The organism is Pseudomonas sp. S09G 359 (genome assembly GCF_002843605.1).
Lineage (GTDB): Bacteria > Pseudomonadota > Gammaproteobacteria > Pseudomonadales > Pseudomonadaceae > Aquipseudomonas.
This window is the reverse complement of record NZ_CP025263.1, coordinates 5,350,310-5,374,381: the sequence shown is the minus strand read 5'-3', so window position 1 is coordinate 5,374,381 and position 24,072 is coordinate 5,350,310. Positions and strand designations below refer to the sequence as shown.

23 protein-coding genes are annotated in these 24,072 nt (G+C 60.9%); 11 read left to right on the top strand and 12 right to left on the bottom strand.

The genetic code is table 11. The features are described from left to right. Positions 1–13 precede the first annotated feature (13 nt). Positions 14–1,255 carry a 23S rRNA pseudouridine(2605) synthase RluB gene (gene rluB, locus CXQ82_RS24605; protein WP_101272705.1) on the top strand — a complete coding sequence of 414 codons (1,242 nt, stop codon included), beginning with the start codon at positions 14–16 and terminating at the stop codon, positions 1,253–1,255. A 213-nt stretch (positions 1,256–1,468) separates the two neighbouring features. On the opposite strand, the gene CXQ82_RS24600 is transcribed toward rluB, so the two are convergent. Continuing rightward, positions 1,469–2,428, bottom strand: coding sequence for a leucyl aminopeptidase (locus tag CXQ82_RS24600; RefSeq protein WP_101272704.1), 960 nt, complete (start codon positions 2,426–2,428; stop codon positions 1,469–1,471). A gap of 72 nt (positions 2,429–2,500) precedes the next feature. Continuing rightward, positions 2,501–2,638: a hypothetical protein gene (locus tag CXQ82_RS31505; protein ID WP_163034543.1), complete on the bottom strand. Its 138-nt coding sequence runs from the start codon at positions 2,636–2,638 to the stop codon at positions 2,501–2,503. Positions 2,639–3,271: 633 nt separating this feature from the next. On the opposite strand from CXQ82_RS31505, the gene CXQ82_RS24595 reads away from it, so the two are divergent. Both CXQ82_RS24595 and arfB read left to right on the top strand, forming a co-directional pair. Then, complete coding sequence (locus tag CXQ82_RS24595) at positions 3,272–4,690, top strand: amino acid permease (RefSeq protein ID WP_101272703.1); 1,419 nt, start codon at positions 3,272–3,274, stop codon at positions 4,688–4,690. 105 nt (positions 4,691–4,795) lie between these two features. After that, a complete protein-coding gene (gene arfB / locus CXQ82_RS24590) occupies positions 4,796–5,209 on the top strand; it encodes an alternative ribosome rescue aminoacyl-tRNA hydrolase ArfB (RefSeq protein WP_065908949.1) in 414 nt (137 codons plus the stop codon). On the opposite strand, the gene CXQ82_RS24585 is transcribed toward arfB, so the two are convergent. The 3 genes from CXQ82_RS24585 to CXQ82_RS24575 all read right to left on the bottom strand — a co-directional run bounded on the left by CXQ82_RS24585 (position 5,206) and on the right by CXQ82_RS24575 (position 7,378). Beyond that, positions 5,206–6,402: an MFS transporter gene (locus CXQ82_RS24585; protein ID WP_101272702.1), complete on the bottom strand. Its 1,197-nt coding sequence runs from the start codon at positions 6,400–6,402 to the stop codon at positions 5,206–5,208. The two genes, arfB and CXQ82_RS24585, sit on opposite strands and share 4 nt — an antisense overlap. Positions 6,403–6,521: 119 nt before the next feature. After that, positions 6,522–6,704, bottom strand: coding sequence for a hypothetical protein (locus CXQ82_RS24580; RefSeq protein WP_101272701.1), 183 nt, complete (start codon positions 6,702–6,704; stop codon positions 6,522–6,524). 362 nt (positions 6,705–7,066) lie between these two features. Further along, complete coding sequence (locus tag CXQ82_RS24575; RefSeq protein WP_101272700.1) at positions 7,067–7,378, bottom strand: DUF962 domain-containing protein; 312 nt, start codon at positions 7,376–7,378, stop codon at positions 7,067–7,069. A gap of 160 nt (positions 7,379–7,538) precedes the next feature. Between CXQ82_RS24575 and CXQ82_RS24570 the strand changes: the two genes are divergently transcribed. Then, a complete protein-coding gene (locus CXQ82_RS24570) occupies positions 7,539–8,597 on the top strand; it encodes an AraC family transcriptional regulator (RefSeq protein WP_101272699.1) in 1,059 nt (352 codons plus the stop codon). On the opposite strand, the gene CXQ82_RS24565 is transcribed toward CXQ82_RS24570, so the two are convergent. The 7 genes from CXQ82_RS24565 to CXQ82_RS24535 form a co-directional block, all read right to left on the bottom strand. Further along, positions 8,554–10,008, bottom strand: a complete 1,455-nt coding sequence (locus CXQ82_RS24565) for a TrkH family potassium uptake protein (RefSeq protein ID WP_101272698.1) — start codon at positions 10,006–10,008, stop codon at positions 8,554–8,556. The two genes, CXQ82_RS24570 and CXQ82_RS24565, sit on opposite strands and share 44 nt — an antisense overlap. Before the next feature lie 248 nt (positions 10,009–10,256). Next, positions 10,257–11,600 (bottom strand): imelysin family protein, encoded by a 1,344-nt coding sequence (locus CXQ82_RS24560; RefSeq protein WP_101272697.1) that lies wholly within the window; start codon positions 11,598–11,600, stop codon positions 10,257–10,259. A 305-nt stretch (positions 11,601–11,905) separates the two neighbouring features. Further along, complete coding sequence (locus CXQ82_RS24555; RefSeq protein ID WP_101272696.1) at positions 11,906–13,957, bottom strand: bifunctional diguanylate cyclase/phosphodiesterase; 2,052 nt, start codon at positions 13,955–13,957, stop codon at positions 11,906–11,908. A gap of 219 nt (positions 13,958–14,176) precedes the next feature. Continuing rightward, on the bottom strand, positions 14,177–14,377 hold the full coding sequence (locus tag CXQ82_RS24550; protein WP_101272695.1) for a hypothetical protein: 201 nt from the start codon (positions 14,375–14,377) through the stop codon (positions 14,177–14,179). Positions 14,378–14,527: 150 nt separating this feature from the next. Continuing rightward, positions 14,528–15,124: a superoxide dismutase gene (locus CXQ82_RS24545; RefSeq protein ID WP_016975406.1), complete on the bottom strand. Its 597-nt coding sequence runs from the start codon at positions 15,122–15,124 to the stop codon at positions 14,528–14,530. A gap of 177 nt (positions 15,125–15,301) precedes the next feature. Beyond that, positions 15,302–15,904, bottom strand: a complete 603-nt coding sequence (locus CXQ82_RS24540) for a LysE/ArgO family amino acid transporter (protein WP_101272694.1) — start codon at positions 15,902–15,904, stop codon at positions 15,302–15,304. Positions 15,905–15,909: 5 nt separating this feature from the next. Continuing rightward, a complete protein-coding gene (locus CXQ82_RS24535) occupies positions 15,910–16,311 on the bottom strand; it encodes an ACT domain-containing protein (protein ID WP_101272693.1) in 402 nt (133 codons plus the stop codon). 98 nt (positions 16,312–16,409) lie between these two features. Here CXQ82_RS24535 and CXQ82_RS24530 point away from each other — a divergent pair, with 98 nt between their 5' ends. From CXQ82_RS24530 to CXQ82_RS24500, 7 genes are all read left to right on the top strand, one after another. Next, positions 16,410–17,303 carry a LysR family transcriptional regulator ArgP gene (locus tag CXQ82_RS24530; RefSeq protein ID WP_101272692.1) on the top strand — a complete coding sequence of 298 codons (894 nt, stop codon included), beginning with the start codon at positions 16,410–16,412 and terminating at the stop codon, positions 17,301–17,303. 52 nt (positions 17,304–17,355) lie between these two features. Continuing rightward, positions 17,356–18,354 (top strand): NAD(P)-dependent oxidoreductase, encoded by a 999-nt coding sequence (locus tag CXQ82_RS24525; RefSeq protein ID WP_101272691.1) that lies wholly within the window; start codon positions 17,356–17,358, stop codon positions 18,352–18,354. Between the two features lie 128 nt (positions 18,355–18,482). After that, complete coding sequence (locus tag CXQ82_RS24520) at positions 18,483–19,328, top strand: ATPase (protein ID WP_101272690.1); 846 nt, start codon at positions 18,483–18,485, stop codon at positions 19,326–19,328. A 267-nt stretch (positions 19,329–19,595) separates the two neighbouring features. After that, positions 19,596–20,855: an AGE family epimerase/isomerase gene (locus CXQ82_RS24515; RefSeq protein WP_101272689.1), complete on the top strand. Its 1,260-nt coding sequence runs from the start codon at positions 19,596–19,598 to the stop codon at positions 20,853–20,855. A 104-nt stretch (positions 20,856–20,959) separates the two neighbouring features. Next, positions 20,960–22,246, top strand: coding sequence for an ABC transporter substrate-binding protein (locus CXQ82_RS24510; RefSeq protein WP_101272688.1), 1,287 nt, complete (start codon positions 20,960–20,962; stop codon positions 22,244–22,246). A gap of 79 nt (positions 22,247–22,325) precedes the next feature. Further along, a complete protein-coding gene (locus CXQ82_RS24505) occupies positions 22,326–23,234 on the top strand; it encodes a carbohydrate ABC transporter permease (RefSeq protein WP_017139183.1) in 909 nt (302 codons plus the stop codon). Continuing rightward, complete coding sequence (locus CXQ82_RS24500) at positions 23,227–24,072, top strand: carbohydrate ABC transporter permease (protein ID WP_101272687.1); 846 nt, start codon at positions 23,227–23,229, stop codon at positions 24,070–24,072. The genes CXQ82_RS24505 and CXQ82_RS24500 overlap by 8 nt, the downstream gene beginning before the upstream one ends.

Here is a 24,072-nt window from a genome sequence, read left to right as displayed (position 1 = left end):
GGAGGTGCTTAAGATGAACGACCAAGACCAGAACGACAGCCAGGAAATCGGCCCAGCAGGCGAAAAACTGCAAAAGGTGCTGGCGCGTATCGGCGTGGGCTCACGCCGCGACGTCGAAGCCTGGATCACCCAGAAGCGCATCAAGGTCAATGGCGTCGAGGCTACCCTCGGCCAGCGCGTCGACCTGCACGATGCAATCACCATTGATGGCAAGGTCATCAAGCGTGAAGAGGCCGCCGAATCGGTGCGCCGCGTGATCATGTACAACAAGCCCGATGGCGAGATCTGCACCCGTGACGACCCGGAAGGCCGTCCGACCGTGTTCGACAAGATGCCCAAGCCTAAAGAAGGCCGCTGGATCAATATCGGTCGTCTCGACATCAACACCACCGGCTTGCTGATGTTCACCACCGACGGTGAACTGGCCAACCGCCTGATGCACCCGTCCTACGAGATGGACCGTGAATACGCCGTGCGCGTGCGCGGTGAAGTTGATGACGAGATGATCGAACGCCTCAAGGCGGGCGTGGTGCTGGAAGACGGCCCGGCCAAGTTCACCGACATCAAGCAGGCTCCCGGCGGCGAAGGTTTCAACCACTGGTACCACTGCGTGGTGATGGAAGGCCGTAACCGTGAAGTACGTCGCCTGTGGGAATCCCAGGGCCTGGTGGTGAGCCGCCTGAAGCGCGTGCGTTTCGGCCCGGTGTTCTTGAACTCCGACCTGCCGATGGGTCGCTGGCGCGAAATGAGCCAGTACGAAGTCGACATCCTCAGCGCCGAAGTTGGCCTGACGCCGGTGGCCATGCCGCAAATGAACGCCAAGAGCAAAGACAAGCTTGAGCGTATGCAGCGTAAGTCGTCGCGCCCTGTGGCTCGTACCGAGCGTGTTGCACGCACTTTGCGCCCGGCGCTGAATGCACCAGCGACCGGTGGTCGTATCTCCCGCGAGCCGCACATCGAAGGCGAGCGCCGCCCAACCGCGCCATCGCGTCAGGAAGGCGAGCGTGCACCACGCACTCCGCGTCCTGCCCGTGGTGAAGCGCCAACGGGTGGTCGCGGTAATCGTGGCGAAGGCCGTGGTGCCCCGGCATCTGACCGCCCAGCCGACAATGCCAGCACCAAGCGTCCAGCCAAGCCGGCGGCGAACAAGCGCCCTGGCCCGAAACTGGTCGCGGACGAGCCGTCGGGCAAGCGCCGTGGCGCCCCGGCCGGTTCGGGTCAGCGTCCTGGTTTTGGTCGCAAGAAGCCGCAGTGATTTAGTCGCTGTATAAAAGAACGCCAACCCTCGGGTTGGCGTTTTTTTGCCTCGGATTTGGTAACCCATTCAAATGTGGGAGCGGGCTTGCTCGCGAATGCGGTGTGTCAGTTGATATATGTGCAAGCTGACCCACCGCATTCGCGAGCAAGTCGAATCGTCGCACCGCCCCTCCCACATTATTTAGATCTCCATTGATTTCGAGAACGGCGTTCAGAACACAAAAGTCCCATCAAACACCGGCTTGTCATCCAGCGCCAACACCCCGCTGGCGAAAATCAGATCCAGGTGATGGCTGCCTTTCTGCCCGCCACCCAATCCCAGGTGCAGTCCGCAATGGCGCTCCTCAAACCCGGCATTACGCGCATACAGATCCTTGACCCCTTCATTGGTGCCAATCCCCAACTCCTCCACCCGCCGGTTGGACGGGTTGGCATTCAGGTACTTATTGAAATCATCCGCCAGCCCTGGCACATCGCTGGCCACGCCGCAGACGGTCGAGTTCTCGATCCACAGCTCCAGCGGCGATTGCAGCACGCCGTATTTGCGCGCGAACGGGATGGTGCTGAGGAAGGTCCCGACAAACCGCACCTGACCATTGATGGCTTCGCTGTGGGTGGCGATCTCGCCCGGGGCCAAGTCGTGGTTGCCGACCCCGTTGATATTGGTCCACTTCTTGATGCTGCTCAGGGGCGCTTGCAGGCGTGAGCCGTGCTTGTCGGTAAAGCTCAGCACACTGGCCTGGCTCATGCGCCGTATCAGCGTGGCGTTGAGGTCGGCGATGCGCTGCGGCTCGACGCTGAAGGTATCGTAGAAGTACTCGCCGTAATCCTTGAACAGCAGGGATTTCTTCCAGTGCTCGGCCATCACCCCTTGCAGGGCACGGATAAAATCCGGGCCTTCGGCGCGTGGGTTGGGCAGCGTGGAGGAGTCATAGAGAAACAGGTACAGGTCGCAGGCCTCGATGGCCTCGGCCAGGCTATCGCTGGCGGCCAGGTCCAGGCGCTGCACCTGGAAGTTGAAACGGGCGGCGCTGCCGTGGGTGATCGCCCCGGCGATGGCGGCGTAGCGCTCGGTATGGCCCAGCAGCACGGTAGGGCAGCTCAGGCCCTGAAGAGCCGGGTGATGCGCGAGGTAGTAGAGAAAGTGTTCGACGGCGCGGGCCTTGTCCATGACGCGTTTCCTTGTGTGCCTTGGGTAAGGGGGCAGGTGCCGTGCACAGCACCCGCCGAATGCCTGCCGGGGTTAGAAAGGCCACATCGCGGTGCCAAACGGCACTACGGCATCGGCTTGCATCATTTCAACGGCGGCGTCGTGGGTCGGCGCTTCAAACCAATCATCGAGTTGCAGTTCGGTTTCCAGGTCGTTTTCCAGTGCTTGCATGGTGTATCTCCTAGAGTTTGAGAGCGGCTTGCTCCACGGGCTTCGCAGGGCAAGTGGGATGAACCTAGGAGAGAGTGTTTCGGAATGCAAAAAATTTATTGACACGGTTTCATTTGGATTTTTTCTTCTGAATTTTCCATGGGATTTTTTATCGAGGAAAAACAACGCACTGGCAGCGGTGATTTGTAGGATTTTTCGCGATGACATTTTTCCGTTTGTGGATGTCTGTAACGCCTATTTTCCATGCTGTAACGATTAATTTACGCGAAAGTCGCCACATTGCTCGGCATCGTCAGGCTGTAAGGAATAGCTGACAGATCGTCGCAGGCCCTCTGCGGGCTCGGCCCCAAGCTGTCCGGCGGTGTACAATGCGCCGCGTTTTACTGTGACCCCCTTGCGTAACCACGCAAAAGGCCAAGACCTCAGGGTTTACCCACCCTGATCACTCCGCCCGGCCACGAGCCAGGCGGGTTCGATTTCGTCACAGATAAAAACAAACAGGTGACGCATGACCGTTAGAAAGACGCTGTACTCCTGGTGCCTGCGCTGGGGTTTGAGCGGCGCTGCTTGAGTCGGTAATTCAAGGCAGCTACCTGCAATCAATATCTTCAAACCTTGCGTGAGACCCTTTTCATGAGTGAACCCCATTCCTCTTCAGGCGAGCTGAAACGCGGCCTGAAAAACCGCCATATCCAGTTGATCGCCCTCGGTGGCGCCATCGGCACCGGCCTGTTCCTCGGCTCGGCCGGCGTGCTCAAATCCGCCGGCCCGTCGATGATCCTGGGCTATGCCATCTGCGGCTTTATCGCCTTCATGATCATGCGCCAGCTCGGCGAAATGATCGTCGAAGAGCCGGTCGCCGGCTCCTTCAGCCATTTTGCCCACAAGTACTGGGGCGGTTTCGCCGGCTTCCTGTCGGGCTGGAACTGTTGGATCCTGTACATCCTGGTGGGTATGTCGGAGCTGACGGCCGTTGGCAAATACGTGCACTACTGGTGGCCGGAGATCCCGACCTGGGTGTCGGCGGCGGCGTTCTTCGTGCTGATCAACCTGATTAACCTGGCCAACGTCAAAGTCTTCGGTGAGGCCGAGTTCTGGTTTGCCATCATCAAGGTGGTCGCGATTGTCGGCATGATCGCCCTGGGCAGCTACCTGCTGGTCAGCGGCAGCGGCGGCCCGCAGGCCTCGGTGAGCAACCTGTGGGAACACGGCGGCTTCTTCCCCCATGGCGTGGGCGGCCTGGTGATGGCCATGGCGATCATCATGTTCTCCTTCGGCGGCCTGGAAATGCTCGGTTTTACCGCCGCCGAAGCCGACCAGCCACGCACCGTGATCCCCAAGGCGATCAATCAGGTGATCTACCGCATCCTGATTTTCTACATCGGCGCGCTGGTGGTGCTGTTGTCGCTCACGCCGTGGGACAGCCTGCTGGCTACCCTCAACGCGTCCGGCGATGCCTACAGCGGCAGCCCGTTCGTGCAGGTGTTCTCGATGCTGGGCAGCAACACGGCCGCGCACATCCTCAACTTCGTGGTGCTGACGGCCGCGCTGTCGGTGTACAACAGCGGCACCTACTGCAACAGCCGGATGCTGTTGGGCATGGCCGAGCAGGGTGATGCGCCCAAGGCGTTGGCGAAGATCGACAAGCGCGGTGTGCCGGTGCGTTCGATCCTCGCCTCGGCGGCGGTGACCCTGGTGGCGGTGTTGATGAACTACTTCATCCCGCAACACGCGCTGGAGCTGCTGATGTCGCTGGTGGTGGCCACGTTGGTGATCAACTGGGCGATGATCAGCTTTTCCCACTTCAAGTTCCGCCAGCACATGAACCGCACCGGCCAGGTGCCGCTGTTCAAGGCGTTGTGGTACCCGTACGGCAACTACATCTGCCTGGCGTTCGTGGTGTTTATCCTGGTGATCATGCTGATGATCCCGGGGATCCAAGTGTCGGTGTATGCGATCCCGGTGTGGGTGGCGTTTATGGCGGTGTGTTATTGGATCAAGAACAAGCGCCGTGCAGAAGCGGCGCTGACGGTGGCAAGTGCGGTGAAGTAACCGGGCTGGCATAAACAGGAAACCCGGCGCCCTGCCGGGTTTCTTGTGGGCGCCGACGGGTTAGACTCGTGCCTCGTTATGTCCGTTGCCTAAGGTTTTTGATTGATGCTGGTTATTTCCAACAACGTGCACTTGCCCGATGCCGAGATCGAGCTGACCGCCATTCGCGCCCAGGGCGCCGGTGGGCAGAACGTCAACAAGGTGTCGAGCGCGGTGCACCTGCGGTTTGATATTCCGGCGTCGTCGCTGCCGGAGTTCTACAAGGAGCGGCTGCTGGCCCTGCGCGACAGCCGCATCACCAGCGAAGGCGTGTTGATTCTCAAGGCCCAGCAATACCGGACCCAGGAGCAGAACCGCGCCGATGCGCTGGAGCGCCTGGTGGAGTTGATTCTCAGCGCCACCAAGGTCGAAAAGAAGCGCCGCCCGACCAAACCCACCCTGGGCTCGAAAAAGCGCCGCCTGGAATCCAAGACCAAGCGCGGCAGCATCAAGGCCGGGCGCGGCAAGGTCGACTTCTAGGCGTCGCGTGCTTCGCGGGCCTTGGGCGCTTGCCGGTACAGGTAAACACTCAGCAATAAACCACCGAGGGCGGCGAGGGCGGCGAACAGGAAGATCGAGGCAAAGCCAAAACCTGCCGCGACCGCCCCGGCCAACGGCCCGGTGATGCCCAGCGACAGGTCGATAAACAGGGAGTAGGCGCCCACTGCAGAACCACGGCTGGAGGCCGGCACCAGGTTGACCGCCTCGACTCCCAATGCCGGAAACACCAAGGAAAAACCAAACCCGCTCAACGCCGCGCCGGCCAGCGCCAGGTTGGCGTCCGGTGCCAGCCACAGCAGCAACAGGCCGAGGATCTCCACCGACAGGCAGGCAATCGCCACGCGAAAGCCGCCGATGCGGTTGATCAAGTTGCCGAACAACAGGCGCGCGCCGATAAAGCTGGCGCCAAACAGGCTCAGGGCCCACACCGCGTTGTCCCAGTGTTGGGTGGTGTAATACAGGGTGATGAAGGTGGCGATGGTGCCAAAGCCAATCGAGCCCAGGGCCAGCGCGCAACCGTGGGGCAATACCCGGCCCAGCACATTCATGAATGGCAGGCGTACACCGGCCACAATCGGCGCGGCGACCTTGTTCCAGGCCAGCAGCACACCCACGACGGCCAGCAGGATAATGCTGACGCCCATGCTCCACAGCCCGAAATGCTTCACCAGTACGACGCCCAACGGTGCACCGACCGCCAGCGCGCCATAGCTGGCAATGCCGTTCCAGGAGATGACCTTGGCCGTGTTCGCCGCGCCTACCCGGCCGATACCCCAACCGATGGCGCCCGAACCGACCAGGCTTTCCGCGCTGCCCAGCACCAGTCGGCCGATCAGCAGGCTGCCCAGGCTCACGGCTGGCAGGCTGGAAAACCACGCCGCGAGCAGCATGAACACGCCGCTGAGGCCGCAGCCGACCAGGCCGATCAGCACGGCGCGCTTGCTGCCCAGGTTATCGATGATTTTGCCGGCATACGGGCGGCTCAGCAGGGTGGCCAGATACTGCACGCTGATCACCAGCCCGGCGATTACCGCGCCGTAGCCCAGCTCACTGTGGACATAGCCCGGCAACACGGCCAGCGGAATGCCGATATTCAGGTAGCCGATAAAGGTAAACAACACGATGGAAACAACTTGCAGCGTGACCGCCATGGGGCGCTGGGTATCTGGCATGGGAGAGGTCCACTGTCGCAGCAGGTAAAGATAGGCTGCTAATGATACCGGTGCTTTGCCCGGCGCAGGGTGCTAAAACGCAAAAAACCTGCTCAGAAAACCCTAGGGTCAAAAAGACCTCAGGCTTGGGGAGGGGCGAGCAATTGCGTAGTGACCAGGGCGGCCAGCGCGTTTTCCTGGGTGCCGAAGCGCTTGAGCAGCAGGGCTTGCTTGTCTGCGCTGAGGCGGTTCCAGACCTCGACCATCTGCAAGGCAGCATCGAGTACGGCAGTGTCCGGGTTGTCGGGGAGGGTGTCGGTCATGGCAGGTACCTCGGGTGATTCAGGCAGTGTGGAAAGCGCTCTAAAGCTGCGCTTTCCACACGGTCTGGTACGGCGTCAGTCCTGGCTTTTGCTGTCGACTGGTTTTGCTTCTTTGGCCTCAGGCTGTTTGTCGCTGGCCTGCTGCGGTGTTGGCTGCTCTGTAGGGTGCAGGCTTGGGAAGGGGAGATTAGGTATCTCGTGCATCGTCGTCGCTCCTCGCAAGGTCTGTTTTTTCAATCGCAGGTGATTCCGCGCTCTCAAAAAGCCTTGGCAGGATACAGCACTGAAAATGACAAAAAGAGTTTTATGTCGACGGATGTCCGAATTTTCATGCTTTACACAAGTGACAAGAGGTCACACCGCTAGAACGGCACCTTGCCCAAGACCATGTCGCGGTACATCACAAAATCACCCAACAAGCTGTAGAACGGGTGCTGAAAGGTTGCCGGGCGGTTCTTTTCGAAGAAGAAGTGCCCGATCCAGGCAAAGCTGTAGCCGGCAACTGGCACGGCCAGCAACAAGCCCAAGGACCCTCTGCCGATGGCGTACGCCAGAATGCCGATCACCAGCGTGGTGCCGATAAAGTGCAGGCGCCGGCAGGTGCTGTTGGCATGTTCCGCCAGGTAGTACGGGTAGAACTCGGCGAAGCTATTGAATCGCTTGATATTTTCCACGGCGACCGGCCCTTTGATTGTTGTACCGCCCAACAGATGTTCGGCGGGGAGCTTATTTGAGTCTAGAGTGATCAGTGGTAACAGCCAGTGACAATAGATGCCACTTTAGTATCCTTGGCTTCCTGGCTGCCGTTTGAGCCTGCTTTATTAAGAAGACGCCATGAGCGAACGAACAACTTCTGCAAGCTGGGCAATGGGCATCGTCAAGGCATTGGAGATGGACGGCCTGGATTGCCGCGCCTTGTTCAAGCAACTGGGCCTGGACTACGCCGCGCTGAATGACCCCGATGCACGCTTCCCGCAGGACTCCATGACTCGGCTGTGGCAGCGTGCGGTGGAGCTGTCGGGCAACCCGGCGATTGGCCTGAACATGGGCAAGGTGGTGCGCCCGGCGTCGTTTCATGTGGCCGGTTACGCGCTGATGTCCAGCAACACCCTGGCCGAAGGTTTTATGCGCCTGGTGCGCTACCAGCGCATCATTGCCGAAAGCGCCGACTTGAGTTTCCGACTGTTACCCGAAGGCTATGCGCTGATTCTGACGGTGCATGGCGATCACCTCCCACCGACCCGGCAAAGCGCCGAAGCCTCGCTGGCCAGTGCACTGGCGCTGTGTGGCTGGCTGACCGGGCGCACCCTGCAACCGCGCAAAGTGTTGTTGCAGGGTGAGCAGCCGTTGGATCTGGCGCCCTACAAACAAGCCTTCCATGCGCCCCTGGAATTCAATGCGCCGTATGACGCGCTGATCTTCGAGCGGGCCGATATGGACGCGCCGTTGCCCACCGCCAACGAAGCCATGGCGCTGCTGCATGATCGGTTTGCCGGCGAATACCTGGCGCGGTTTTCTGAAAGCCGCGTGACCCACAAGGCACGCCAGGTGTTGTGCCGCTTGCTGCCCCAGGGCGAACCCAAGCGCGAGGTGGTGGCCCAGACCCTGCACCTTTCGCAGCGCACCTTGCAGCGGCGTTTGCAGGAGGAGGGCACCAGTTTCCAGACCCTGCTCGACGACACCCGCCGCGAATTGGCCGAACAGTACCTGGCCCAGCCGAGCATGACCCTGCTGGAAATTGCCTACCTGTTGGGCTTTGCCGACCCGAGCAATTTCTTCCGTGCGTTTCGCCGCTGGTTCGATGCCACGCCCGGCGAGTACCGAGCGCGGTTGCTGGAAGCGTCGACGGTCAGTGACGCCAAAACGCCGGGATACACAGAACAAAGACTGTAATGATCTCCAGCCGGCCCAGCAGCATGCCCAGGGACAGGATCCACTTGGCGGCGTCTGGCAACGTGGAGAAATTGCCGGCCGGGCCGATGGTTTCCCCCAGGCCCGGGCCGACGCCGGACACGGTACTGGCGGCGCCGGTCAGCGCGGTCATCCAGTCCAGGCCCAGCAGCGACAACGCCAGGGCGATGGCGCAGATGGTGATCGCAAAGAAAAACGAGAAGGTCAGGATCGACCGCACGATTTCTTCGTCGAGGCGGTGGCCGTTGTACTTCTGCTTGATCACCGCGCGTGGGTGAATCAACTGGTTCAAGTTGGCCTTGAGCAGGATATAGGCGACCTGGAAGCGGAAGATCTTGATCCCGCCCGCCGTCGACCCCGAGCAGCCGCCGATAAAACCCAGGTAGAAGAACAGCATCAGTGAGAAGTTGCCCCACAGGCTGTAGTCCCCCAGTGCAAAACCGGTAGTGGTCACCACCGACGTCACGTTCAACGCCACATGGCGCAAAGCGTCCAGCCAATGCAGGTTGGTGGTCCACCAGTACCAGGTGCCGAGCACCAGCCAAGTCACCACCAGCAAACCGAGCAGGCCCTGTACCTGCTGGTCCTTGAGCAAGGCCCTGCGGTTGCCGCGCAACGTGGCCACATACAGGGTGAACGGCAGGCTGCCGAGGATCATCACCACCACCGCCACCCAGTGCACCGCCGGTTGTTTCCAGTGGGCCAGGGATTCATCGGAGGTGGAGAACCCACCGGTGGAAATCGCCGACATCGCATGGTTGATCGCATCGAACAGGCCCATGCCGGCCCACCAGAACGCCAGGCTGCCAAGGATGGTGATGCCCACGTAGGCGGCCACGATCAGCCGCGCCACCATGTGCGAGCGCGGCATGACCTTTTCCGAGCGGTCCGAGGACTCGGTCTGGAACAGGCGCATGCCACCAATGCGCAGCAGCGGCAGGATCGCCACCGCCATGCCGATAAAGCCGATGCCACCGAGCCAGTGCAGCAGCGAGCGCCACATCAGAATGCCCGGCGACATGGTGTCCAGGCCGCTCAACACCGTGGAACCGGTGGCGGTGATGCCGGACATGCTTTCAAAAAACGAGTCGGTGTAGCTGATGTGCTGGGTCAGCAGAAATGGCAGCGCGGCGAACACACACACCACCACCCAGCTGGTCACGGTGAGCAGGTACATGTCGCGCGGGCGCAGGTGCACATGCTCGGGACGGCCGGGAATTACCAGCGCCAACCCGGCGATAAAGGTGATCAGGCTGGCCCACAGGAACGACGGCAGGTCGCTGGTGCGTTCGAAGATCACCAGGGTGGCCATGGGCACGACCATGGCGATCGCGAGCGTGATCAGGAAGATGCCGATAATGAAACCGATGATGCGTAGGGTCGGCAACGCCATGAAGTTCGCTCGAAATAGGGCAGAGGCGCCATTCTACCTGGGGTGCAAGGCATGTAAACCGGGAGACTTGGGAACGCCATGGCTCAAATGTGGGAGGGGGCTTGCCCCCGATCGCGGTGGGTCAGCAGATACGTCCTTGACTGGCACACCGCTATCGGGGGCAAGCCCCCTCCCACATGGGTTTAGTTGTGGTGGGATAGCGCATAAAAAAAGCGACCCGAAGGTCGCCTTTTTCAACTCGGCACGGATCAGAACTCGTGATCGGCGTTATCCGGGTTCAGGTCGCTGATACCCAGCTTGCCGGCAGCGGCTTCGATCGAACCGGTCTGCTTGACCAGCGAGGCGATGGCGTCACGCACGATCTGGTTGCCCGCATCGTTACCCGCGGCGATCAGTTGGTCGTAGTGCTCACCCTTGTTGGCGTGGTCAACCATGACCTGGATCTTCGCTTCGGTCGCAGCCAGGTCGGCTTTCAACGCGGTGTCAGCGGCCGGGTCGGCCTTGGCCACCAGGGACGACAGGCTGGCGCCGGTCATTTTGCTGCCGTCGACACGGGTGTACTCGCCCAGGTAGACGTTGCGGATGCCCTTGGCGTCGTAGAAGTGCGAGTTGTGGGTGTTATCGCTGAAGCAGTCCTGCTCGTCTTCCGGCGAGTTGGCCTCCAGGGACACCTTCATACGCTCACCGGCCAGCTCGCCCAAGGACAGGCTGCCCATGCCGAACAACATTTTGCGCAGGCCGTCGGTGGCAGGTTCTGCCTCGAGGGTGGCGCGGTAGTTGTCTTCGACGTTAGGTTTCCAGTTGCCGACCATTTCCTGCAGGTCGCTGACCAGCAGCTGGGTCACGGCGCTCAGGTAGGCGCGGCGACGCTCGTTGTGGCCGCCAGTGGCGCCGTCGCCGGTCAGGTAGTCCGACGCAGGGCGGTTGCCGGCGCCTGGGCCGGTGCCGTTGAGGTCCTGGCCCCAGAGCAGGAATTCGATGGCGTGGTAGCCGGTGGCGACGTTGGCCTCGGAACCGCCCAGCTCATTGAGGCTGGCGAGTTTTTCCGGGGTGATGTCTTTTACGTCGACCTTGTCTTCGCCGACCTGCACTTCGGTGTTGGCGATGATGTTGGCGGTGGCGCCGGGGTTACCCAGGGCGTGTTCGTAGGACTTGTCGACGTAGTCGATCAGGCCTTCGTCCAGTGGCCATGCGTTCACCTGGCCTTCCCAGTCGTCGATGATGGTGTTGCCGAAGCGGAACACTTCACTCTGCAGATACGGCACACGTGCGGCGATCCAGGCGGTGCGGGCGGCTTTCAGGGTGTCGTCGTTCGGCTTGGCGAGGAAGGCGTCGATGGCGGTTTGCAGGGTTTTTGCAGTGGTCTCGGCATCGCTGTACACCGCGAACACCATGTCTGCGTAATGCGCGACCACGGCCTTGGCGGCCGCTTCGTCGACCTGGCCGGCAGGGGCGGCAGCCGCTGGTGCGGTAGTGCTGGCGGCCGGGGTCGGCGCCTGGGGCGCTGCGGCCTTGTCTTTACCTTCGCCGCAACCGGCGAGAGAAATAGCAATGGCCAGCAGACTGGCGGTGGCCAGGGGCATACGAATCATGGCGAACATCCTGCTTCGGTTGTTGATAGGGCGCGCGGGGGAGCGCAAAAACTGCGACATAATGCGAAAGATTTGCATTTTGTGTAAAGGGTTATACGCGGGAAATATTTAGTATTGTTCTGTGGCGAGCGAGCGTGCTGTGGCTAGCGAGCTTACTGTGGCGAGCGGGCTTGCCCGCGTTAGGCTGCGAAGCAGCCTTAAAACTATTCCTCGGGGCCTGGACAGGGGCCGCTTCGCAGCCCGACGCGGGCAAGCCCGCTCGCCACTTTGAGCCCGTCTGGCATAAGAACCTTGGGTTCACCACGTCACAGAATCGCCGCGTTATTGCGCTCGGCCTGCTTCAAAAAGACCGCCAACTCCCGCGCCGGCAAGGGTTTGCTGTAGTGGTAGCCCTGACCTTCATGGCAGCCTTCGGAAATGATGTAGGCCTCTTGTTCAGGGGTTTCCACCCCTTCGGCAATCACCTGCATGCCCAGGCTTTTACCCAATTGGATGATGGCGCGCACGATGGTTGCATCGTCGTCGTCGTCGAGCAGGTCCTGGACGAAGCTCTTGTCGATCTTGATTTTGTCCAGGGGCAGGCTTTTCAGGTAGCTCAAGGATGAGTAGCCGGTGCCAAAGTCATCAATGGCGATCAATGCACCGGAACGGCGCAGGCTCAGCAGGTGCTGGGCGGCCGTGCTGATGTCTTCCATCAGGCCGGTTTCGGTCACTTCCAGCTCCAGGCTGCGCGGCGGCAGGCGGTAGATCTGCATCAGGTTGTTGACCACCCGCGGCAACTCGGTGTGGTGCAACTGCACGGTGGACAGGTTGACCGCCATGCGCAGGTCGCTGAAGCCCAGGTCGTGCCATTCGCGCAATTGTCGGCAGGCCTGGTCCAGCACCCACTCGCCAATCGGAATAATGGTGCCATTCTGTTCCGCCAGCGGGATGAACAGGTCGGGCGGCACCAGCCCGTGTTCCGGGTGCTGCCAGCGGATCAACGCTTCCACGCCGACCACGCGGTGGTCGCGGTAGCTGATCTGTGGCTGGTACACCAAGTGGAACTGGTTGCGGCTGAGGGCCTCGCGCAGGTCTTTTTCCAGCTCGCGGCGGCGACGCATCTCGCTGTCGACGCTGGCGATATAAAACTGATAGCGGTTGCGCGAACGGCTCTTGGCCAGGGTCATGGTCTGTTCGGCTTTTTGCAGCAGCTTCTCGGTGCTGTCGCCATCTTCCGGGAACAGGGTGATGCCGATGGTGGCGCGCAGGCGGATTTCCTCGTGGTCGAGGGCGAACTCCGCTTCGAGGTCATCGAGGATACTTTGCGCCAACTCGGCCGCTTCGTAGGGTTGGTCGATATCGGCTTGCACCAGCGCGAACTGGTCGCCACCCAGGCGGGCCAGGGCACCAAGGCGGCCACTGTGGGCGCGCAGGCGGTCGGCCAGGGCCAGCAGCAATTTGTCGCCGGCCTGGTAGGTGAACTGCTCGTTGACGCTTTTGAAATCATCCAGCCCCACGCACAACACCGCCACGCGCCGTTGCCGGCGGCCGGCGTCGATCAGGATCTTGTCCAGTTGCTCCTGCAGTTTCTGGCGGTTGGGCAGGCCGGTCAGGAAGTCGTACTGGGCCATGCGCAGCAGGCTGCTTTCAGCCTCATGGCGCAGATGGGTATTGCGCTCGATGGATTCGAGCAACTGGTTGGCGGTATTGATCCACAGCCCCAGTTCGTTGCGTTCGTGACCCTTGAGCTGCGGGATCTTGTGTTCGCTGGGCCGGTCGGGGTTGATCGACGACAGGTGCTCGATGATCCGCGACAGCGGTTTGGTCAGCAGCCAGTGATAGACCAGGTACAGCACCAGGCCCATGGCCAGGGCACGCAGCACCCCGGAAATAAAGATGATCACCGAGTTGACGATAAACCCCTGCCCATAGGTGGCCGTGTCGAGGGTGATGCTCAGGTCACCGTAATACTCGCTGTAGGGGCCTTTACCGACCAGGGCCGTGGTAAAGGTGCGTTCCTGTCCAAGAATCAGGTCGGTCAGCCAACGGCTGGGGGCTTTTTGCAAGGCGCGGCTTTTTTCCGCCAGCATGGTTTCGTTGGGATGGCCGATGGACGCCATGCGCACGGCGTCGTCCTGGAACAGGCCCTCAATGACTTGCATACCCATCTCGCGGTCCAGGCTGTAGACGGCCTGGGTCGAGGGGTCGCGAAACATGTCGAGGATGCGCTGGGCATCTCCGGCCACGGCCTGGCGCGTCTTGTAGGCATCGAAGACGATTTGCGCCACGCTCAGCGCAACACCCACGATCAATGCCGAGAGCAGCACAACCCGGAGCAACTTCACCGACAAGCTGTTCTTGAGTTCCAGCTTCAAAGGGTCATTCCTTGTTCCATGCGGGTAGCCTCAATATGCCATGAGTATTGGCAATCTGGTGATGGCAGTCAAAGGAACATTAGGGCTGGAGAGATCGCAGGGCAGTGGAGGAAAGGTCGGGCAGGAAGAGGGCGGGTGAAATTCGCCGCCCTCGTGTACTGCGCGCGGAAGTGAAGGCGAATGCCTTTTTGGCGTCCCGCGCGTGGAACATCAACGGTTTTATCCGTTGAAAGTAATCTGCATCGGATTTTTTTGATGCGTGTCTTCACAGACTTTGCCCTGCTCCTTATCTTCGCCGCCATTTTTTGCATCCATGGCTTTTCCCGCCAAATCCAGAAATTTTCCCGCCAAATCCATGCCCTGGCCTACTACAGGCATCGCTGCGGACATAACAGACATACCCACCGATATCGGATCCATTGAGGACGCTCCTACATGAAATGAGAGAGTTATTTCTCTCGCTGCCTGGGTGGCAAATTCATATCGGTGAGTTCCACACGTCCTGCATTACTTTTCTGTACTCATAAAAAAGCCCGGCAATCGCCGGGCTCTTTCTACTGCAAGCGGTGCTTAGGCAGTGAAGGTCTTGCCTTCGAACTGCTCAGCCACGAACTTCCAGTTGACCAGGTTCCAGAACGCTTCCACATACTTTGGACGCACGTTGCGGTAGTCGATGTAGTAAGCGTGTTCCCAGACGTCGCAGGTCAACAGCGGGGTGTCGCCGTTGGTCAGCGGGTTGCCGGCGCCGATGGTGCTGGCCAGGGCCAGGGAACCGTCAGCCTTTTTCACCAGCCAGCCCCAACCGGAACCGAAGGTGCCGACGGAAGTCTTGGTGAACTCTTCTTTGAACTTGTCGAACGAACCGAAGGCTGCGTTGATCGCCTCAGCCAGTGCGCCGGTAGGTTGACCGCCGGCGTTTGGCGCCAGGCAGTTCCAGTAGAACGTGTGGTTCCAGACCTGAGCGGCGTTGTTGAAGATGCCGCCCGAAGAGGACTTGACGATCTCTTCCAGGGTCTTGCCTTCGAACTCGGTGCCAGGCACCAGGTTGTTCAGGTTCACGACATAGGTGTTGTGGTGCTTGTCGTGGTGGAATTCCAAGGTTTCCTTGGAAATGTGCGGCTGCAGGGCATCGTGTGCGTAGGGCAGCGGCGGCAATTCGAAAGCCATGATGATTCTCCTAATCAGGTCAGTTGCGGTGAGCGCAAGGCCGATCACGGGCGGCCAAACAAGCGCCGGGGAGTTTGTACTCTTTGCGGCGCAGGGGCAGGATCATAGCACCGGGGGTGCGGCAAAACCACGCAACAACTGTGTGGGATAGAGGTTCCAGAGCCTTTTGGAATAAGTTCAAGGCGCGCTTATTAATTGATAGGCCACGCTGAACATCATCACCGCCACCAGCAGGTCCAGCAGGCGCCACGTCGCCGGGCGTGCCAGCCACGGCGCCAGCCATGCCGCCCCCAGCGCCAGGGTCGAAAACCACAGCAGCGAAGCGCTGGCCGCGCCGGCCACATAGGCACCGGGTTCGGTTTGTTGCGCGCCCAGTGAGCCAATCAGCAGCACGGTGTCCAGGTACACGTGGGGGTTTAGCAGCGTTACTGCCAGGGCGCTCAGCAACACCGCGCGCAAGGAACGCACCTTGAGGTTACCGCCTTGCTCCAGGCTCTGTTTCGAACACGCCCGACGCAACGCCAGGGTGCCGTACCACAACAGAAACGCCGCGCCACCCCAGCGGGCAATCGCCAGCAGCAGCGGGTTTTGCGCCAGCACTGTGGCCAGGCCGAACACCCCGGCCGCCACCAGCAGGGCATCGCACACCACGCACAGTGCCGCCACCGGGAGGTGATGTTCACGGCGCAGGCTTTGCGCCAGCACAAAGGCGTTTTGCGTACCGATCGCCATGATCAGGCCGAGGGCCACCAGCAGGCCATTGAGATAGCTTTGCCACATAAGGTTTACTCCGCGTCTGCCGCCAACTGGCGCAGCACATCCATGGCGTGCTCGGCATCTGCGCGGCCGACAAACAGGTGATCGTGGTAATAACCGGCAATCACATTGCAACTGATGCCGGCCTGGCCCAGCGCGCTGGCGAAGGCGGCGGTCAGGCCCACGGCTTCCAGGGCCGAATGCACATTCAGGGTGATCCACGCGGCGACGTAGTCGAAGGCCAGGCCGGCGCGCTCCGCCTGTTGGCGCTCGAGGATCAGCGTCAAGCCTTCCTGTTCCCGAAAGCTGCCGATGATTTCGCAGCCAGCCGGGATGTGGTGGTCGGGCAGGGTGCAGAACACGTAGTCACCGTCATTGAGGTGTGGGCTCATGCTGCGCAGCAGGGTTGCCAGGGCGGTTTCGCCAGCCATGTGAAGTTCCTTATAGAGAGAGACGCGATGCTGGCTATTCTCATGGGGCAAGCTGTATAAGAAAAACCAATATTGCTGATCGCTCATTAGAGAAACTGATGTTCGACTATAAATTGCTCTCTGCCCTGGCGGCAGTGGTGGAACAGGCTGGCTTCGAACGCGGCGCCCAGGTGTTGGGAGTGTCGCAATCGGCGATTTCCCAGCGGATCAAATTGCTCGAAGCGCGCATCGGCCAGCCGGTGCTGGTGCGGGCCACGCCGCCGACGCCCACGGATATCGGCCGGCGCCTGCTGAACCATGTGCAACAGGTGCGGTTGCTCGAGCGCGACCTGCAAAGCCAGGTGCCGGCGCTGGACGCCGAGGGCATGCCCGAACGGCTGCGCATCGCGCTGAATGCCGACAGCCTGGCCACCTGGTGGGCCGAGGCGGTCAGTGGCTTTTGTGCCGAGCAGCATTTGCTGCTGGACCTGGTGGTGGAAGACCAGACCGTAGGCCTCAAGCGCATGCGTGCCGGTGAAGTCGCCGCCTGCATCTGCGCCAGCGAACGCCCGGTGGCCGGTGCGCGCAGCCTGTTGCTCGGCGCCATGCGCTATCGGGCGCTGGCCAGCCCGGCGTTTATTGCGCGGCACTTTCCCACAGGCGTGCGCGCCGACCAATTGGCACGCACACCTGCGCTGGTGTTCGGCCCGGATGATTTCCTGCAGCACCGCTACCTGGCATCGCTCGGTGTGGACGGTGGTTTCGAACATCATTTATGCCCGTCTTCCGAAGGCTTTATCCGCCTCACCGAAGCCGGGCTCGGCTGGGGCCTGGTGCCGGAATTGCAGGTGCGCGACCAGCTGGAACGCGGTGTGCTGGTGGAGTTATTGCCAGATAAGCCCATCGATGTGCCGTTGTACTGGCATCATTGGCGCAGTGGCGGGCAACTGTTGGGCCTGTTGACCGATCACCTGGCCCAGGCGTGCGGCCAATGGTTGGTGCCGTTGGAGTGATGGTGGGCGTCAACGCAATAGCGATGAAAAACGAAAGTACACGGGGTAATACATGAAAATTCTGGTCACCGGCGCAAGCGGCTTCATCGGCGGGCGCTTTGCGCGTTTCGCCTTGGAGCAGGGCCTGGACGTGCGGGTCAACGGGCGACGCGCCGAAGGTGTGGAACACCTGGTAAGGCGCGGCGCCGAGTTTATCCAGGGTGATTTGAATGATGCCGACCTGGTGCGCGACCTGTGCCGTGACGTCGAAGCCGTGGTGCATTGCGCCGGCGCCGTGGGGCTGTGGGGCAAGTACCAGGACTTTCATCAAGGCAATGTGCTGGTCACCGAAAACGTCGTCGAAGCCTGCCTCAAGCAGCGGGTCGGGCGCCTGGTGCATTTGTCGTCGCCGTCGATCTACTTCGACGGGCGCGACCACCTGGGGCTGACCGAAGAGCAGGTCCCCAAGCGTTTCAAGCACCCCTACGCCGCCACCAAATACCTGGCGGAACAGAAGGTGTTCGGCGCCCAGGAGTTCGGCCTTGAAGTGCTGGCCCTGCGCCCGCGGTTTGTCACCGGCGCCGGTGACATGAGTATTTTCCCGCGCCTGTTGAAAATGCAGCGCAAGAACCGCCTGGCCATCGTCGGCGATGGCCTCAACAAAGTTGACTTCACCAGCGTGCACAACCTCAACGAAGCCCTGTTGAGCAGTTTGCTCGCCACCGGCTCGGCGTTGGGCAAGGCCTACAACATCAGCAATGGCACCCCTGTGCCGGTGTGGGATGTAGTGAACTACGTGATGCGCCAGATGGAGCTGCCCCAGGTCACGCGTTATCGCTCCTACGGCTTGTCCTACAGCGTGGCCGCGTTGAACGAGGCATTTTGCGCGCTGTGGCCCGGGCGTCCGGAGCCGGCCTTGTCGCGCTTGGGCATGCAGGTGATGAACAAAGATTTCACCCTCGACATCAGCCGGGCCAGGCATTATCTGGACTACGAGCCCAAAGTCAGCCTGTGGACCGCCCTCGACGAATTCTGCAGTTGGTGGAAGGCGCAGGATCCGGGGCTGAAATAAGCTCACAACAGGTAACACATCGGGAACCGAATTCAGGCTTCCCGGTCGATCAGTGCGCCGGGACTGCGGTTTATACTCCCGTCGCTCGACCTTACAGGTAGCCATCTCACCGATTCAGGGTTTGATTCATGCGTAACGATGCCAACGACGACTTCGACAATGTTCCCAGCCTGCGGGCCGACCAAGGGGACGACGATGACTTCGAACCGAGCCCCGCCACGTCCGTGCGCTCACGCACCGCCCCAGTGGTCAAGGTCAAGAGCGCCAGTACCGGGCCGCTCTGGGCCTTGGTCGGCGCGCTGCTGATCGCCTTCGCCGGCCTTGCCTGGTGGAGCTTTCAGCAGATTTCCCTGATGGGCCAGCAACTGGTCGCGACCCAGGAAAGCTTTGCGCGCATCAGCGAAGAAGCGGCGGGGCGCCTGCAGGATATTTCCGGCAAAGTGGTGGCCAGCGAGGCGACTGTGAACAACGGCAGCGAAGCGCTGAAACTGCAGATCAAGCAGCTGGAAACCCAGTTGTTGGAGCAGGGCAAGCAGCAAGTCGGCGTGGCCGGCCAGGCCACCGAGCTGGACAAGCGCCTCGCGCAGATGACCGCCAGCACTACCGACCTGTCGAACGCCAATGCCAAGCTGCAAGGCCAGGTGCAAGCGCTGACTGACGCCGTGGCGACCCTCAAGGCGGCGCAAGGCGATGCCGGCAAGCGCGATACCGAGATCAAGGAACTGGTCGCCGACGTTGCGGCGCTGAAGAAACAGCCCAACCCGAGCGCGGCCATCGCCCGTATCGAGCAGGACCTGGTGGTGCTCAAGAGCGCGCAGGATAACCAGCCGGCCAACAGCGATGCGCCGACCAATAAAGAGTTCGACGTATTCCGCATCCAGACCACACGCAATATCACCACCTTGCAGAGCCAGGTGCAGAGCTTGAGCCAGCAAATGAACGCGCCGGCACGGATCACGCCGCTCACCCAATAAGCGACACTGCATTACTAAATGTGGGAGGGGGCTTGCCCCCGATGGCAGTGGTTCAGTAGATACTTCCTTCACTGACCCACCGCCATCAGGGGCAAGTCAAATCGTCGCACCGCCCCTCCCACATTTCAAACTGTGACCAAGAGTCGAATTGGCCGGGCTGCAAAGATTGTCACCACCTGGTGACATTTCCCATCCCCTTCGTTACTTGCCCCTCCCGTGCCCTTGTTTAGACTCCGGTCATCCCACAAAAAATAATAAGGGCCACCCATGACCACGCAACCACTGCCTGCCAGCAGTTGGCTGAATGCACCTGCCCACCACGCCTGGCTTGCTGCCGAAGGCCAACGCCTGCTCACGTTCGCCAAGGCCTCCCGCCTGCCCGATGGTTTTGGCAATCTGGACGATAAAGGCCAACTGCCGGCCGATGCCCACGCCGAAACCATGAACACCGCCCGCATGACCCACAGCTTCGCCATGGCCCACGCCCTTGGCCTGCCGGGGTATGCCGACTTGGTGGCGCATGGCGTCGCGGCCCTGGCTGGCGCGCTGCGCGACAGCCAACACGGTGGCTGGTTCGCCGCGCCCCATGCCGTCGACGGCAACCGTGGCAAGGCTGCCTACCTGCATGCGTTTGTCGCCCTGGCCGCCAGCTCGGCGGTGGTGGCTGGCGCACCGGGCGCACACAACCTGTTGAATGACGCTATTCATATCATCGACCAGTTTTTCTGGAGTGAGGAGGAAGGCGTGATGCTCGAATCCTTTGCCCAGGACTGGAGCGGCGTCGAAGCCTATCGCGGCGCCAACAGCAACATGCACGCCACCGAAGCGTTCCTCGCGCTGGCGGACGTCACGGGCGATACGCGCTGGTTGGACCGCGCGTTGCGCATTGTCGAACGTGTTATCCACAGCCACGCCGCCGCTAACAGGTTCATGGTGATCGAGCATTTCGACGCCCAGTGGCAACCCGTGCTGGGCTACAACGAAGACAACCCCGCTGACGGCTTCCGCCCCTATGGCATCACCCCCGGCCACGGTTTCGAGTGGGCGCGGCTGGTGCTGCACCTGGAGGCGGCGCGCCTGCAGGCTGGGCTGGCGACGCCGGATTGGTTGCTCAGCGACGCCAAGGGCCTGTTCGCCAGCGCCTGCGAATACGCCTGGGCGGTAGACGGTGCCCCCGGCATCGTCTACACCCTGGACTGGAATCAACGCCCGGTGGTGCGCGAGCGCCTGCACTGGACCCATTGCGAAGCCAGCGCCGCTGCACAGGCCCTGCTCAAACGTACCGGGGAGTTGCACTACGAAACCTGGTACCGACGTTTCTGGGAGTTCTGCGACAGCTACTTTATCGACCGTACCGACGGCAGCTGGCACCACGAACTCAACCCGCACAACCAACCCAGCAGCAACATCTGGGGGGGTAAACCGGACCTGTACCATGCCTGGCAAGCGGTATTGCTGCCTGCGCTGCCGTTAGCGCCAAGCATGGCCAGTGCCACGGGGGCTGGGTGCTATGTCACCAAGTGGTGACATTTGTGCATCCCTTTGTTACCTGCGTTTAAAAAATCCATGTTTAAACTCCGTGCAGCGCAAGCTCTAGACTTGCATGCATAACAACAAGAAAAGGTACTCAGATGAACGCGATTAATCGCCTCGCCGTCGCTATTTCCATTGCCTCGTTGTTTCCCCTCAGTGCATTTGCCGCCGACTCCAAAGGTTCGGTTGAAGTTGTGCATTGGTGGACCTCGGGCGGTGAGAAAGCGGCTGTAGATGTACTGAAGGCCCAAGTTGAGAAAGACGGTTTCACCTGGAAAGACGGGGCCGTCGCCGGTGGCGGTGGCGCCACCGCCATGACCGTGCTGAAAAGCCGCGCGGTAGCCGGCAACCCGCCAGGCGTTGCCCAGATCAAAGGCCCGGACATCCAGGAATGGGCCTCCACTGGCCTGCTCGACACCGACGTCCTGAAAGACGTTGCCAAGCAAGAAAAGTGGGACTCCCTGCTCGACAAGAAAGTCTCCGATACCGTGAAGTACGACGGTGATTACGTCGCCGTACCGGTCAACATCCACCGCGTTAACTGGCTGTGGATCAACCCGGAAGTCTTCAAGAAAGCCGGCATCACCAAGAACCCGACCACCCTCGAAGAATTCTACGCCGCCGGCGACAAGCTCAAGGCCGCTGGCTTCATCCCGCTCGCCCACGGTGGCCAGCCATGGCAGGACAGCACCGTATTCGAAGCGGTTGTGTTGTCGGTGATGGGTGCCGATGGCTACAAGAAAGCCCTGGTCGACCTGGATGAAAAAGCCCTGACCGGCCCGGAAATGGTCAAGTCCCTGACTGAGCTGAAGAAAGTCGCGACCTACATGGACGTCGACGGCAAGGGCCAGGACTGGAACCTGGAAGCGGGCAAGGTCATCAACGGCAAGGCCGGCATGCAGATCATGGGTGACTGGGCCAAGTCCGAATGGACCGCCGCCAAGAAAGTCGCCGGCAAGGACTACGAGTGCGTAGCCTTCCCAGGCACCGACAAAGCCTTCACCTACAACATCGACTCCCTGGCGGTGTTCAAGCAGAAAGACAAAGGCACGGCGGCGGGTCAGCAGGACATCGCCAAAATCGTGCTGGGTGAAAACTTCCAGAAAGTCTTCAGCATCAACAAGGGTTCGATCCCTGTGCGTAACGACATGCTGAACAAAATGGAATCGTACGGCTTCGACTCCTGCGCCCAGACCGCTGCCAAGGACTTCCTGGCAGACGCCAAGACCGGCGGCCTGCAACCAAGCATGGCGCACAACATGGCCACCACCCTGGCTGTGCAAGGTGCGTTCTTCGATGTCGTGACCAACTACATCAACGACCCGAAAGCCGACCCGGCCGACACCGCCAAGAAACTTGGCGCTGCGATCAAGTCTGCCAAGTAATGGTTGACCTTGTGAGGGGGACCCCTGACCCCTCACAAGGCTTGTTCCTGTAGTCCTTTTCCTTGTATTGGATTTCCCCATGAGTTCTGTTGCTGTGTTCAGCAAAGCCTCGCCGTTCGATGCACTGCAGCGCTGGCTACCCAAACTGGTGCTGGCGCCCAGCATGTTCATCGTGTTGGTGGGCTTCTACGGCTACATCCTGTGGACGTTTGTACTCTCGTTCACGACCTCTACGTTCCTGCCGAGCTACAAATGGGCGGGCCTTGCGCAATACGCGCGGTTGTTTGACAACGACCGCTGGTGGGTAGCGAGCAAGAACCTGGCACTTTTCGGCGGGATGTTTATCGGCATCACCCTGGTTATCGGCGTGACCCTGGCGATCTTCCTCGACCAGAAAATCCGCCGCGAAGGTTTTATCCGCACCATTTACCTGTACCCGATGGCGCTCTCGATGATCGTCACCGGTACCGCCTGGAAATGGCTGCTCAACCCGGGCATGGGCCTGGACAAACTCCTGCGTGACTGGGGCTGGGAAGGCTTCCGCCTGGACTGGCTGATCGACCCGGACCGCGTGGTGTACTGCCTGGTGATTGCCGCCGTGTGGCAAGCCTCGGGTTTCATCATGGCGATGTTCCTTGCCGGCCTGCGTGGGGTTGATCAATCGATCGTGCGTGCGGCGCAGATCGACGGCGCGAGCCTGCCGCGCATCTACTGGAGCGTGGTGCTGCCAAGCCTGCGCCCGGTGTTCTTCAGTGCGGTGATGATCCTGGCGCACATTGCGATCAAGAGCTTCGACCTGGTCGCGGCGATGACCGCCGGCGGCCCGGGCTACTCGTCCGACCTGCCAGCGATGTTCATGTACTCGTTCACCTTCAGTCGTGGCCAGATGGGCATGGGCTCGGCCAGTGCAATCCTGATGCTCGGTGCGATCCTCGCGATCATCGTGCCTTACCTCTACTCCGAGCTGAGGACCAAGCGTAATGACTAGTCTCGCTAACAAACCGGCCATCAGCCTGAGCCGCATCGCGATCTACGCGGTGCTGATCCTCGCCGTGCTGCTGTACCTGGTGCCGCTGGTGGTGATGTTGCTCACCAGCTTCAAGACCCCAGAAGACATCGGCACCGGCAACCTGCTGAGCTGGCCGACCGTGGTTACCGGCATCGGCTGGGTCAAGGCCTGGGCCACCGTGGACGGCTACTTCTGGAACTCGATCAAGATCACCGTTCCTGCTGTGCTGATCTCCACCGCCATTGGTGCATTGAACGGCTATGTGCTGTCGTTCTGGCGCTTCAAAGGCTCGCAACTGTTCTTCGGCTTGCTGCTGTTCGGCTGCTTCCTGCCGTTCCAGACCGTGTTGCTGCCGGCGTCGTTCACCCTCGGCAAAATGGGCCTGGCCAGTACCACCACCGGCCTGGTGTTTGTGCACGTGGTCTACGGGCTGGCCTTTACCACGCTGTTTTTCCGTAACTACTACGTGAGCATTCCGGATGCGCTGATCAAGGCGGCACGCCTGGATGGTGCGGGTTTCTTCACCATCTTCCGTCAGATCATTCTGCCGATGTCGACGCCGATCATCATGGTCTGCCTGATCTGGCAGTTCACCCAGATCTGGAACGACTTCCTGTTCGGTGTGGTGTTCTCCAGTGGCGACTCGCAGCCCATCACGGTGGCGCTGAACAACCTGGTCAACACCAGCACCGGGGCCAAGGAATATAACGTGGATATGGCGGCGGCGATGATCGCCGGGCTGCCGACCCTGCTGGTCTATGTGATCGCAGGCAAGTATTTCGTGCGCGGCCTCACGGCCGGCGCGGTCAAGGGGTAA